Raw genomic sequence first — 13,922 nt, forward strand, 5'->3', positions numbered from 1 at the left:
TAATTGGCCAACTGCTGGTGTGAGTTTGGCATGCGTGGTGTACAAGGAAGAAACTATTGTGAACTCCAAAGAAGATACCCTATGCATCCGAGGTCAGCTGAGCAGCTGTGCTGAAGAAGCTCACATATGAGGAGAACGTGCTCAGTGAGGGTGCAACGCAAAGTGATGTTGTCAATTTATCGTTAAAATCCAATCGCGCTGTGATCGGGATACTACTTGGTAAACATTCCTACGATGCATTTAAGGGAACCGACGGGTAACTTTCACAAAGAAGGCGAATATAAAGATCAGTGTTCTAGAGAAGATCGTCGCTGACCCAATTCTTGATACCGCAATTGCCAGGTAGCTGACGGTTGAAAACTTTTAAAACCAAATTCTCATGAGTTGGTAGTTCTAAAGATACCTTTTGCGAACTATGAGTTCGTACTGGCCTAGTTTTGGTCGTCTAATAGAACTAGCGTTTCGTTCTGGCGGCATTGAATTTAGTAGCGCCCGTCGATACCACACTTGGGTGAACTTTGAACCTATTTGCCGCACCTCTTATGGAAATGCCTTCTTTATTTGGCGAGGTTCTGATAGTCTCATATAGTTGCACTGTTAGCATCTTTTTCCATCTTTCGAGTCGTTTCCCATAAACTCAATAATAGGAAATATTGTGTCTAAGAGTGGGGCCACCTAGTCAAGCCGATTGGGGCCAAATTGCTCCGGTGTTTCCAGGGGATCTATAAAGTTCGACAGATGAATTCCTTTAGCCGACTTCTAAGGCGTTTGGCAGCGTTGATAGTTTGGACGAAGCCAATTTCAGTTCTTGGCTATCTCCAAGCAAATAATCCATCTGAGATCTCTCCGTGGTAGTATCCGAGTGATTGCAGATGGTGAATGGGCTATATCTTGGCCGTTCAGGCTTTTTGGCTGTGGCCGCCCGGGAGGGTCTCGGTGGAACGATCGGTACCATCGAGTGGAATGCTGCGACAGGTGACCCAGCCGAAGCGGGCCCTGTTGATCTCGACGAAGACCATGGGCTAGGTGTTATAGCTGCCGAGGCCAACCGTCAGACTAACACTGGTCTTAGGCCATTTGTCCATTGGCTCCTCGTGGGAAATAGCTATATGCGATTGTTCAAGATGACATTTATTGCTAGGCAAGTTCCTGCCACATTAGCCAATGACCTGATCGATTGAGAACGTATAGCTCAATGGAGAGTCCTGGGTCACAGGCTGCTACCGTTGCGGTTGCTGAATTGCAGACCACGATCAAGGGGCTGTCTCTTACTATCTTTGCGAAGCAACCTGAGTAGGCGCTAAGAGGTGTCGGTCGAGAGATCTGTATTTGTACGTGTTCTGCGCTCGCGGCAGACATGACTGGATTTTGTGAGGGTCCTAGTGAGACCTGGGCCCATAGGGCTCTATCCGATAAGCTAAGCCGCGTCGCTATTGAAGAGGCCATGAGCCACTCTCGGGTCGTCTGGATCAAGGAGGTTCGCAGCTGCCCAGTAGGATTTGCATCAGCACCAACTCCAAGGGGATTGGGACAGGAAGAGTATTTGGTGCCAGCGAGAGGAGGAGGATATAGCGATTGATCGGACTCCAATTTTGCCTCAGTAGCGGCTAAACTCGTCGTCACCGCCGCGGTTGTGGTGGTGGAGTTAGGAACACTAAGTGTTGTAGAGGTAGTTGTAATACTGGTTCGTGGCGTCAACGTAGTGCTTGAGGTCGCCACCGACGTACCACAGGCGGACAATAGGATCGTAGAACACACTAACAATTGACCTTGGGTCAGTCGCTTTCGGACCTGCCACCGGGCGTATTTGGGCGATTTCATCACTTTAAGGTTCCATGGCAAATAATTCTGTCGATAATACGGTCGATACGGATATTTCCGCTCTTTTTCGACTACATGATATTGAGTTTATCGTGACTCGATCTTTAGCTCTCCGTGACCCTTTTGCATTGCATGGTTTTGCATTCTTGCAGTTTCCTTTCCTTGACTGAAGTAGCGTGATGCACTTTGGATCTTGTGGAATGGATGGCTGATTTAACGAGAGTTCTAATGAGCCTGTGTGACCTTATGTCCTGCAGGCGACATCGGCAAGCCTTAGGTCCTTATCAGGTTGTGCCAGTTCGAAGATTAATAGGGTGCGCCAATAGTTATGGAGGGGAACCTAATGTGTTTGGTGTCGCCTTCATCTATCTCGCGCGCGAAAGGATGATAGGAGTTGGATCTAGTTCGAACCAGCAAATACACTGACGGTCACCGCTAATCATCAGCCCTCAAAAATGAACCAATTCGATGGAACCAATTCGACAAATCTATCGATCTATCTGTAGATACAGTGTGTGGAAATGAGTTCTGGGAAAGATCGGCGATCGATGCTGGCGAATTCCCAAGTCTGTTGTGGCTGCACGAGCTCATAGCCTAAGTGACCTCACGTAAAGGATCCTTTTTCTCCAAGGCACTCGTAAATCCCAAGTGACGCTAGATGCCATTTGCCAAAGCCACCCGAGACCCGGCCCCCTTCAAATCGGCCCCCTTTCGAACCGTATTAAGCCCTTATTATCGATGACATAAAGGCGCGACTGAGAGCACCGAGTTGACTTCCTCGATTGAAAATGCCTAACGGTTCAGGCTCGTGCACAACAAAGGGCATAGCTTTTTTGATTAGTGTTTCTACTTGTCACGGATTTGTAGATTTGTGCCCCGAATCTCCCTGTCCAAAGGTAATGTTTGAATCTTCGTTTTTAGAAGATCTAAAGCCTTAGGATGACGCTGAAAGAGCTGCCTACCATGACGACCATCGACTCTCTAGAACTGACTGACCGTGGTTGATTGGTCGAAAGACGAAGTAATCATTGATCCAATCAAGCGATCATGTGGGTGTTTTGGATATTGCTCTGGATTAATTGGTGTAGTTTTCTTTGGTTTTTTAGGCGAGCTTGCACCAGATGTGGCAATTACCAGATGGTCCGTTCGCTTTTTATCGTCTATAGTCGCATTATCTAGGAAGCTTGAACGATGGGTAGGATATGACTTCGCAATTAGATCGATATTCTGTGGCAGGGCTAGGGCGTCTTCGAGAGTTCTCTCACGCCGCTATGAGTGATGATTTGATCTTTGTATCGGGCACATTGGGAACCTCTGAAGATTTAGGACTAGTTGATGGTGGGATCGGACCACAGACGATCCAATGTCTGGGGAATATCGAACGGATCTTAAACGAGGTCGGATCGTCCTGGAACGACGTATTGAAGGTGAGCGTCTTCGTTGCGGATATGGCTAACTTTGATGCCATGAATCGTTCCTATGCCAGCTTCTTTGACCAGGAGCCACCAGCTCGGATAACAATCGGCGGGGTCGTCTTAGCGTTGGGCGCCGCGGTGGAGATCGAATGTGTGGCAAGGCGTCATCGTCCTGAGAGGGTCTGGAGTGCGAAAGATATTCCACGCAGGACGGGTTTTTTCGACAATGAAGGCGAGTCCCTCTATTATGAAGTTATTGGTGAAGGTGGAGTGCCGTTAATCTTGAGCCATGGTGCGGGAGGAAATCACGCTTCATGGTATCAGCAGGTGGCTGAGTTCGCTCGTGATCGTATGGTCGTAACTTGGGACCATAGGGGGTATGGGCGCTCCAGCGATCGTGCGGGATTGTCTGGACCAGAAGTGGCGGCACGAGATCTTTTGGCGTTGGTAAAGGAGCTGTCTATTGGCAAGGCAGACTTCGTCGGACAATCCATGGGAGGATGGAGCGTCGTTGGAGCTGCACTAATGGAGCCATCTTTATTTCGCCGGTTGGTCTTAGCGGATACACTAGGTGGTTTTATAACCCCTGAAATTCAAGCGGCTGTCGCATCCTCGAAGGGTTTTGAGATCCAGTCCACCGATCATCTTGGTGGTCACCCAGCCCTGTCTCTTTCGTTTACGCAAAGGTTTCCAGATCGAGCACACCTCTATCAGTGCCTATCCGCAATGGGAAGTGTCGACGGTCAGGTCATGATCCCCCGTTTGCTTGCACATACTCATTCAAAGGAAGATGCGGACTCACTCACCATGGCGATCTTATGTCTCGTTGGAGATAGAGATCCTCTCTTTCCTCCTAGATCGATTCGGGCTCTTACCGATCTTCTTCCCGATGCCCGCATTACGGAGATTACCGGCTGTGGCCACTCTCCATATTTTGAAGATCCCCAGGCGTGGAATTTTGCAGTCAGATCCTTTTTGGATAGGCAATAGTCTTTGAGATCTCGCCAATAAAAGGTCGGATCTTGATGCTTTGCAAGGGGTTTTCTTGCAAAAGGAGGGTTGTGACGGCGAGGTTTCGAGATGGAATAGCCAATTTATAGTTAGGGTTTTTTTGTGGCAATTCCTTTTGACTAATCGATTTTTTTGAGGGAGCTGCTTTGAGTAAAAGCGGCGCCCTCAAAGCATTGTTCGAATTAAAGTCAAAGTCCACTCCTTTGTCGAAGGTCATACCTTGTGTCATTTGAGGTGCCATGACGAGAATGGGACTAAATCACCCACCTTTACCACCGGGGCGTAACTGTTCGCCTACAAGGCAGACTTGGATTCTTTGGCGATCTTTAGGAACTTCAGAGTTGGTTCGTCTAGGTCGGATTCGTTTCTCCAAATGGCCCTAATTTCTCGAGATAGCGAGAGGCCTTCGATTTGAACTTCGACCATTTTTCCACGTTCGATATCATCGTGGACTGCTAACCAACTAATTACAGCTGGGCCGAGTCTGCCTTCAATGGCTGATTTGATAGCCGTGGTGGAGGAGAGTTCAGCGATTGGAGTAACTAGGGCTCCATGGGGTTTGAGGGATTCCTCGAGTACTTCACGGGTTCCTGAACCAGTTTCACGAAGGACGAGAGGTGTCTTTGCGAGTTGATCGATCGAAACTATCCGGTTTTGTTTTGCCCAGGGGTGGTTTGGCGCAACGACAACTACTAGACGATCGTGGTAAACGATTTGGCACTGAAGATCTTTTGGATAATCAATACCCTCGACGAAAGCTAGATTTACGCTACCGTTGGCGAGCAGACGTATGACTTCGGAAGAGTTGCCCATTGTTATGGCTACTGTTAGAGCCGGATCGTGGTCGTGGAGGGCCACGAGCCATTTGGGCACTAGGTATTCGGCTACGGTCATGCTAGCACCGACTGCTAGGTGCGAGGTTTTGCCTTTGCGAAGCGCTGTCGATCCAATCTGAAGGTTGGCTATTGCAACTAGTACCACTTCCGCCCATTCCACTACTGCCAAACCATTAGCGGTCAACTGAGCTCTTCCGCTCGAGCGATCGATGAGGGTCAGCCCTAGAGTTCTCTCGAGTTCTTTAAGTCTCATGCTCGCAGCCGGTTGGCTGATCCTATGGGCTATCGCGGCTTCGGTGATCGAGCCAAGGCCTGCAACGCTCTTTAGAAGGTCAAGTGATAGAGCGTCTGGAATTGGTTCAGATAATGGCATAAGAATTACTTATAATACCATAATGTAGGCGGGTCATAGCCTCGGGTACGCGAGCCATATCGTCTTTTATATGGACCCAAATATAACGCCACCAGATACTGAACAAGCCGATGGAGATGTCGTTCAAAATCGATTTTCTCCTTCGTATTTAATGACCTTGATCCCAGGTGTTGGGGTAGCAGCTGTGATAACTGCGATTGCTACCTACTTGGGACATTTGTTCCCAATAGTCGGCTCGCCCGTCTTTGCAATTCTTTTTGGTGCGATATCGACGATCTTTATCAAGTTACCGTCTTCTTTTGCACCGGGGGTCCGCTTTACCTCCCGCGGAATCCTACAAGCTTCGGTAGTCCTTCTAGGCCTCGGCCTCTCACTCTCACAGGTGTTGAGAGTTGGGGCATCTTCGCTTCCTGTCTTGGCGGGAACGCTATTGGCTGCTATCGGTGGGGGTTTTTTAGTTGGACGGTTACTTAAGATAGAACCCGATATCTCACTTTTGGTCTCAGTCGGGACTGGAATTTGTGGAGCCTCTGCCATTGCAGCCATGAGCGCAACCATCGCGGCGACTGAATCTGAAATTGCCTATTCGATAGCGACTATCTTCACCTTTAACGTGGCTGCTGTCTTGACATTTCCTCTATTGGGCCACTTGATTGGTATGAGTTCACGCTCTTTTGGCCTTTTTGCCGGCACTGCGGTAAATGATATGTCGTCAGTCGTAGCGGCAGCCACGGTTTTCTCCGGAGCCTCAGTTGGATACGCAGTGATTGTGAAGTTGACTCGAACACTTGCTATCGTGCCTTTGACGGTTGGAACTGCACTCATTCGACAGCGTCGACATGAGGATCCTGCTTCGTCATCACTCGCAGTCTTTTCTCGTCAAATACGTAAGGGATTCCCTCCCTTTATACTCTTTTTCCTATTGGCAGTAGTGGTAAGTTCTATTGGAATCGTGCCAACCTTTGTACGAGTTCATGTCTCTACCGTCGCGACTGTGATGATTACCGCAGCGTTGGCTGCCATTGGGCTTTCCATCCGTTTTGATCAGATTAGGCGTGCAGGTTTCAAGCCTTTAGCAATGGGTGCCATTCTTTGGGTATTGGTGGCTGGCGTGAGCCTATCTTTGCAGACATTTTTACATATCAAATAGGGTTATTCTTTGCTGGAGAGCGGTTGAAGTCGCAAGGAGTATCCAGTGCGACTTCATAGGTTTGGAGGCCAAGGAGGGCTACCTGTAAAAATGGTATCCTTTGGTCTCCAAACCATAACCTAAAGGTGTCAACTTTGGGATGGATCTACTCGAACGAGTTGATGCTTGTCGACTTCATAGACAAAACCGAAGATGTTTTGTTTGTGAGTTACAAATGGAGACGCTGCCAAACGAGCGATCGACTGACGTACGTCGTCGTAGGGATCTCTGAATGCTTCGACTGCCCAAGATGGACGAATGCCGATCTCTCGTTCAATCTGAAATTTAAAGTCGTCGTCTGAAATCTTTTCTAGACCGCAATCTGTGTGGTGAATTAGAACTATCATATTTGTTCCGAGCGACCTTTGTGATACGGCGAGGGAGCGAATTACATCGTCGGTAACAATGCCACCCGCGTTTCTAACGATATGGGCGTCTCCGATATCAAGCCCCAGTATCCCAAAGAGATCAAGACGAGAGTCCATGCACGATACGATAGTCAGCTTCATGGCAGGATGTACATCTACATGTGGTTTGACGCTCTGTGATTCGGTGTATTTTTCTGCCGCTGTGACAATTTTTATGATCTCGGTTGGATCCATCTTTCCCCCATGAGGTCGTTCAGGCGCTTTCATAAAGATTTGAAATCTTGGCCGAGTTGGGTTGATATATCCAGATGTCGCCTCGATTTATTTGTAATTGGGTATTTCGATATCAATAGATTCACGTGCACTTGCCTCAATTGGTTTCTTTGGAAGGTCAGTTATCTACCTCTAGGCGTGTCCTTTGCGAAGCGATTCGCAAGCCTATTTTGCTGGGGTTTGTATGGGTCTCCAAATGGTCAACGTATTCCTGGTCTTATCCTTGATTTTCTCATTCTCACCACCACGCATCGCGTTCTTCGATTAGTCCTTCAGACGGAGAGAGAAACTGGCCGCTGTTTAGTCGTTCGTCGTTTCTCATCCTCCATTGCAGTGCCTTGTTTGAGTACTCCCACCCTATTGATGCTGCGTCGCTCGAGTGGTTTGCAACTAAATCGTAGATTTGGTTTGGATCCTCTTGCAAATCGAAGATAAGCGGAGGAAGTTTATCCTGGTCGGTGGCGAATGCTACGTACTTGGTCGTAGCGGATCGAATGACATTCAAGCCACAATGTGCCATTGGTATCTGAAGGATCGACTCTGCCCACTTGGTAGAAGGAGACCTAAAATCCCACTCAAAATGGGCCTCACTTCGCCAATGCGATGGAGCCCCTTGGCCATTTATAAATTGCATTAGGGAAAAGCCATCACACTGTAGGGGCTTTTCTATCCCGAGCCATTCGCAGATCGTGGGAACAATATCTACGGATTCTGTAAAGTGCTCCACGGTATTGTTGGAAGTCGTTGTATACGGGTCGAAGATTATGAGTGGAATATGGTAACTTTCATCCCAGTAGCCAAGTTTTTCAAAGAGCCAATGATCTCCTCCCATCTCTCCATGATCGCTAGTGAGGACGGTAAGGGTTGATTCGAAGAGGCCACTGTCGCGTAGATAGCTGAATAGGATCTCCAGTTTGTCATCAACTTCGTGCTGAGCCCCGTAGTAAGTTGCGCGCATCTGGCGTTTTTCTCCTTCATCATTAGGCGCGCCTACCCTGGGCAATTGGGTCGCGATAGCAGCTAGAGGATGAATAGCTGCCTCTTGTTCCTTGGTCTGTGCTCCTTTTGGGTCATCTACATCGTTCGCGTCGTATAGGTCGTGATAGCCAGGTGGATTTCGACGCGGTGGATGCGGTCTTATGAATGAGGCGTGGATAAAGAAGGGTTTGTCGCCATTTTGGTCTAGGTAGTGCGTGATCTGTTCCACCATGAAGGAGGTCTCAGAGTTTTCGGACGAAAAGCGGGTTGGGGCCCATGTTGATCCGTGGGTTGTGGCGCCGGGAAATGTCGTGTCGGGTAGGTAAAGATCGTGAGGGTTCGAGGGGACGTCTATGCCTTTTTTGGCGAGCCACTTTGCCCACATTGGACTCTTAGCTTCAAATGGATCGTGAACAATTGGACGAAAGCCGGGAAGAATGCCTTCGTATGAATAAAGTGCCGGGTCATTTTTTGGGACAGTTGACGGATCGATGCTTGTGTCGGTATAACCAAAGAGAACGGGATCATATCCTGCATCCCGGGCAAGGAGCGCGATGTTGGTGAATCTTTGTGATAGGGGAGTTCCATTTAGGACTGATCGATTTCTATGAAGATAAGTCCCTGTATACAGACAGGCGCGTGACGGTCCACAAGGGGCCGCGTTTGCCCAATGGTTTTTGAATATCGTTCCTCGCCTAGCCAATTGGTCTAGGGTTTTGGTCTGAAGAACCGGGTGACCAAGGAGGGAGATTCCGTCACCACGCCATTGATCTAGGGTTATAAAAAGTACATTTCGGGTGGGTTCCAAGTGCCGTCCTCCTTGAAGGGTCAGATTGATTAAAAGAATGGTTTTTTGAGAGTCTCGAATCGAAGCTAGAGTTTGAAACTACACAGGTGCTATTTCCAAGGCGCTCGATGCCATGGTCTCATTTCGTCATATTTGGTGTTGCCTCTGCCTGAATTGCAAATGTACAAGCTTCTCCCAGCGTCTTTATCCGTTTGATTTATCCGTGTGGCACTTGCGAGCTTCGCATTTGGAAGCCCACCTGCCTCGATGGCTGGATTTATTAACAAATTTGGTGACTTATGACCTAAAGAGTTGGAGCCTTCCAGTCTTTTTAGATTTCGATAGGAACACTTTGGCCGACTCGAAAGATCTCTATCGGAGGTTACTTTAGTGTAAGCCCGCCATCTACAGTGATTACTTGACCGGTCATATAGGTGGCGTCGATGATAGAGCAGATAACCGTTGCGACATCTTTGGGCTGTCCTGAGCGTTTTAGCGGTGCGGTTTTGCCTACATGCTCACGAATTTGCTCCCAGTCCTTGGTCCATGGAGTATCAATCAATCCGGGCGCGACTGCATTTACTCTTACCCCATTTTCAAACGATGCAGCTAGCAGTGTTGTGAGATGGTTAATTGCCGCCTTAGAGACGGCATATGGTATCGATGAACCCGTAGGCCTTATCCCGGCGATCGAAGTGACATTGATGATACATCCTCCATTTGCTCCTAAGAGGGGATAGAACTCTTTGCACATCCACCACGTGCCCATGAGGTTGGTGTCGAGTATTTTCGCCCATACGTCGTCACTTGCTCCTTCGAGGTCTCTATGTGGAATCACCTTGGTGTACCCAGCATTATTTACAAGTACATCAAGGCCGCTGACTTCGTTTTCGATAACTTCATAGAGATTATTTCGGTGCTCTTTATCTGTTACGTCAGCTTGAACATAGCGAATCGCTCCGTTTGAGGACTCTTCCATTTCGAGTCCAGCCTGGGCGCTTCTGACCGAGGTTGCATAGACCGTATATCCCTTTGCCACAAGCGCCTCTACGGTGGCCAATCCTATTCCAGATGTTCCACCTGTAACCAATGCAGTTTTCAAAGCATGCCCTTCTTCCTTGTCTAATTTGAAATTAAAACTTATCAATTTAGCGACCAAAGCTGTTTGCTTTGAATAACAAATATTAGGTTATTTGTTCGTTTGTAGAATCTGGCAGGATCTATGGGTCAAGGGCAAACCACCACCCGATGATTTGGACCTGTAATGGGACTGGAACTTAGGGGTCAGGGTTTTTGTGTGACCTCGTCTTGTAGGAAGGATCTGTTTTTAAAATTTGGACCTTGTCGATTTGATCTTGGGGGCCTTCCGTGAGCACGTGGAGAAAGTCGTCATCGACTATTGGGCTGGCGGTTATTGTCTTACATGAAGACAGCTGCGACTTAGCAAGATTTATTTGATGGGTCGAAGGTATTGAACTACTCTTTTTTTCTGGAGGTTCCCGGGATGATCTCGCGTGAAGATGTTAATGGACTTCAAAGCCGAGTCGAGAGATTGATTGAAGAAGTCGAAGAGCTAGGTTATGCCCGCCTGATTGGAGTTGACCCAAAATTCACCAGTGAGGCCCTAGCAATCGAGAGAATTCTATCCAAAGTCCTTCGGGCGCTAAAAAAAGCCCAAGGGGATCTTACCTTGCTAGAACCACACATTAAAGAAGACGAATAGTGGCATTTGCAGCCTAACATAGCGCACGTCACATTGTGAAATGTGGTCTTGGTCGATTTTGTCAATAGCAAAGCATGTCATTCGCATTGACATTTGGCAACAATGGGTGTTGACTAATTCCAGTGATTGGCAGTTTTGTGGATAAATAATTGGAGTGGTCGAAGTTGACTGATAAGGCTAAAGCGATGGTTTCTGAAGGTGAAGTTCTTGCTAGGTTTGATCAAGCCATAGCAAAATCGTCCAACTTGGCTGCTTTTATGGACTGGCTTAACCGTAATATTGGAAGCCAATTTGAAAATTACGATCAGCTATGGAGGTTTTCCGTTGAGAACTTGGAACGTTTTTGGACCCTATGGTGGGCGTTCATAGATCCGGTATTCGGCCAAAGTGATCTTGGAAGATCTAGCATATCCAATATAGGGTTTGATCCTACCTTGGTTTTAGACTCCAGAGATCAACCAGCCAGCGGGTTCTTTGAGGGCCAGCGGTGTAATTATGCCAGTTATTCGCTTGCGCGGTGTGATGATGCGATTGCGATTGTGGTTGTGTCGGAGCAGAACGAGACAAAGGTAACTTTTAGGGAGTTGAACGCACTCGTAGCCGCATTTTCCAAGAGGCTAAGAGATCGCGGAGTGCGCGCAGGAGACGGAGTTGTGGGGTATCTTCCTAACTCGCTCGAGGCGTTGGTGGCCTTTTTGGCCGCTGCATCTATCGGGGCAATTTGGTCTTCGTGCTCGCCAGACTTTGGATCTTCGGCTGTTGCGGATCGTTTCATTCAGCTAAAGCCAAAGGTACTTGTTGCCGTAAGCAGCTACTCCTATGGGGGAAAGGTCTTTGACCGAAGCTCAGAGGTGCGAGATATTTGCGGCGCTTTGGGCGCCAATCTTGAGCTTCTGATTGTGGATCATACAGAGTCGTTTGTTGAGGATAGGTTTGGGGTGTTTGCTACTGCTGAGTTCATGGAGCCAATAGAGGGTTTAGATCGACCGCAATTTGAAGATCTCGACTTTAATCACCCCTTGTGGGTTCTCTACTCGTCGGGTACGACTGGAATGCCAAAGGCGATAGTTCATAGCCACGGTGGAATCTTCTTAGAGCACACTAAGGCATTGTCGTTGCATTGTGACATTCGAGATGGTGATCTCTTTTTTTGGTTCACAACCACTGGCTGGATGATGTGGAACTTTTTGATTTCTGGCCTTTTAGTTGGATCCGGAATCCTTTTGTTCGATGGATCGCCCGGATACAAGGACTTATATCGTCTTTTTGATATTGCGGCTTCTAAGAAGGTGACCTTTCTTGGGGTTAGCGCACCTTTTATAACCTCGTGTCAGAAGGCCAATATCACTCCAAAACAAAGATATGACTTGCGAGGCCTTCGTACGATAGGTTCAACAGGTGCACCGCTTTCTCCCGAGGGATTCTCTTGGATCTATGAGAACGTTGCAGATGGAGTTGCCGTAGCATCCGTAAGCGGTGGGACTGATTTGTGTACCGCCTTTTTACTTTCCACTCCGTTTCATGATACCAAAGCCGGCGTGTTGAATGTGGCTGGCCTGGGTGCATTTGTTATCGCGGCAAATAGTGAGGGGCAGGGCGTAGTGGACGAGGTAGGCGAATTGGTAATTGTAGACCCAATGCCTTCCATGCCGATCTATTTCTTGAATGATCCTTCGGGTGAAAAGCTTCATGACGCATATTTTTCTACCTATCCAAATATGTGGCGCCACGGTGATTGGGTGAAAGAGCGCAGTGATGGTTCGTTTGTAATCTATGGCAGGAGCGACTCTACCTTGAATCGAGGTGGTGTTCGTATGGGTACCGCTGATTTTTATCGTGTGATTGAGATGATTCCTATGATTGTGGACTCCATGATAATTGATACCTCGAGATTGGGGAATGACGGGAAATTGGTATTGCTGGTCGTCATTGAGGCTGGTGGCGTCTTTACGGATGGGTTGAGATCTGAAATTCGCACTCGTATTCGTGAAGAATTGTCCCCTAGGCATGTGCCTGATCTTATCGTAGAGGTTTCAGCAATTCCACGAACGTTAAATGGTAAGAAGATGGAGGTGCCGATTAGGCGTTTGCTCCTAGGTGAGGAGATAGATAAAGTCGCGTCGCGAGGTTCCATGGCGAATCCGGATCTGATCCTTGAATACCAGGACCTCAAGGATCGTCTCTAGCTGATCAGTGAATATTTAAACCCAAGCCTCGATTTCCCGGATCTGGTCCTTGGATTGCGCTTCCTGAATTTCATGCTGAATTTCATGCTGAATTTTATGAGAGGAGAAGGCCAAGGAGAGACTGCTTTGGCTATGGAAAAGGAACAGAATATTGCTATGTATCATACTTATCAAGTTTCGTAAGTTTCGCCTCCACCGAGACCAGATTGGAGCTAATCTTTAGTAGAACAGATGTTCGATAAAGGAGGCATGGTGGATATCTCAGGCTTTATGGTACGCTTCGCTTCAGAGGAAGCATGTGAAGATCATTTGATCAAATTGCGGTGGAAAGAGGGATTTAGATGCCCAAAGTGTGACTCTGACCAGTTTACCTTAATCAGGCCAAACCATCGAAGAAATGCAGCATCTCGAGCTCCACTTTTTCAATGTAAATCTTGTCACCGTCAAACTAGCGTTACCTCCGGAACCATCTTCCATCGAAGCCATATCTCTTTATCCAAGTGGTTCTCCGCTATCTATCTATTGTCCAACGACAAGCGTGGTCTTTCGGCTACTACCATTGCTAAATTCGTTCAAGTATCTTATTCGACTGGCTGGTTGATGCTAAATAAGCTACGAAAAGCAATGGCTGACCGAAATGGTTTATATAAACTTGGAGGAAACGTCCAGGTAGATGAGNTCTTTTTAGGTGGTGAGAGCCATGGCGAAGGCAGAAGAGGAAAGGGGAACAAAATCAAACCAATGTCCTAATTGGAGTGTCGATTAGCAATGGTGCTCCTACTCATTGCTTCATGGAAGTAATCAAAGATACCACTGCTAAATCACCCAAAGATGTTTTTATGAGACGTTTAGATTCCGATACCAAGCTGATAAGTGATGGTAACCCAAGTTACGGGGTATGAGCTCGAGACCTTGGACTAGCGCATTCGATCACTCTATCCAAAGACGAACAAGCACATGTA

At 47.7% G+C, this 13,922-nt stretch carries 10 protein-coding genes and 1 pseudogene; 6 read left to right on the forward strand and 5 right to left on the reverse strand.

What is annotated here, in order from left to right:
* The first annotated feature begins 866 nt into the window (after positions 1-866).
* The gene (locus tag AXFE_RS13820) at positions 867-1,181 is read left to right on the forward strand and encodes a hypothetical protein (RefSeq protein WP_052606543.1); all 315 of its coding nucleotides are present in this window, start codon (positions 867-869) and stop codon (positions 1,179-1,181) included.
* Here the strand turns inward: AXFE_RS13820 and AXFE_RS19460 are convergent.
* Complete coding sequence (locus tag AXFE_RS19460) at positions 1,138-1,758, reverse strand: hypothetical protein (RefSeq protein WP_152626102.1); 621 nt, start codon at positions 1,756-1,758, stop codon at positions 1,138-1,140. The two genes, AXFE_RS13820 and AXFE_RS19460, sit on opposite strands and share 44 nt — an antisense overlap.
* Positions 1,759-3,023: 1,265 nt before the next feature.
* Here AXFE_RS19460 and AXFE_RS20085 point away from each other — a divergent pair.
* On the forward strand, positions 3,024-4,226 hold the full coding sequence (locus AXFE_RS20085; RefSeq protein ID WP_160291869.1) for an alpha/beta fold hydrolase: 1,203 nt from the start codon (positions 3,024-3,026) through the stop codon (positions 4,224-4,226).
* A gap of 315 nt (positions 4,227-4,541) precedes the next feature.
* On the opposite strand, the gene AXFE_RS13845 is transcribed toward AXFE_RS20085, so the two are convergent.
* Complete coding sequence (locus tag AXFE_RS13845; protein ID WP_052606548.1) at positions 4,542-5,456, reverse strand: LysR family transcriptional regulator; 915 nt, start codon at positions 5,454-5,456, stop codon at positions 4,542-4,544.
* Positions 5,457-5,526: 70 nt separating this feature from the next.
* Here AXFE_RS13845 and AXFE_RS13850 point away from each other — a divergent pair, with 70 nt between their 5' ends.
* Positions 5,527-6,606, forward strand: a complete 1,080-nt coding sequence (locus AXFE_RS13850) for a YeiH family protein (RefSeq protein WP_052606549.1) — start codon at positions 5,527-5,529, stop codon at positions 6,604-6,606.
* A 128-nt stretch (positions 6,607-6,734) separates the two neighbouring features.
* Here AXFE_RS13850 and AXFE_RS13855 read toward each other — a convergent pair whose 3' ends face one another.
* From AXFE_RS13855 to AXFE_RS13865, 3 genes are all read right to left on the reverse strand, one after another.
* A complete protein-coding gene (locus tag AXFE_RS13855) occupies positions 6,735-7,247 on the reverse strand; it encodes a beta-class carbonic anhydrase (RefSeq protein ID WP_052606550.1) in 513 nt (170 codons plus the stop codon).
* Positions 7,248-7,524: 277 nt separating this feature from the next.
* Positions 7,525-9,072: a sulfatase-like hydrolase/transferase gene (locus tag AXFE_RS13860; protein WP_052606551.1), complete on the reverse strand. Its 1,548-nt coding sequence runs from the start codon at positions 9,070-9,072 to the stop codon at positions 7,525-7,527.
* Positions 9,073-9,433: 361 nt separating this feature from the next.
* Entirely contained in the window at positions 9,434-10,153 is a 720-nt protein-coding gene (locus AXFE_RS13865) for an SDR family NAD(P)-dependent oxidoreductase (protein ID WP_052606555.1), read from the reverse strand.
* 369 nt (positions 10,154-10,522) lie between these two features.
* Here AXFE_RS13865 and AXFE_RS13870 point away from each other — a divergent pair, with 369 nt between their 5' ends.
* From AXFE_RS13870 to AXFE_RS13880, 3 genes and pseudogenes are all read left to right on the forward strand, one after another.
* The gene (locus AXFE_RS13870; RefSeq protein WP_052606552.1) at positions 10,523-10,774 is read left to right on the forward strand and encodes a hypothetical protein; all 252 of its coding nucleotides are present in this window, start codon (positions 10,523-10,525) and stop codon (positions 10,772-10,774) included.
* A 164-nt stretch (positions 10,775-10,938) separates the two neighbouring features.
* Complete coding sequence (locus AXFE_RS13875) at positions 10,939-12,960, forward strand: acetoacetate--CoA ligase (protein WP_052606553.1); 2,022 nt, start codon at positions 10,939-10,941, stop codon at positions 12,958-12,960.
* A gap of 252 nt (positions 12,961-13,212) precedes the next feature.
* A pseudogene (locus AXFE_RS13880) lies at positions 13,213-13,922 on the forward strand (IS1595 family transposase); the annotation flags it as partial.

The organism is Acidithrix ferrooxidans (assembly GCF_000949295.1).
Classification (GTDB): Bacteria; Actinomycetota; Acidimicrobiia; order Acidimicrobiales; family Acidimicrobiaceae; genus Acidithrix; species Acidithrix ferrooxidans.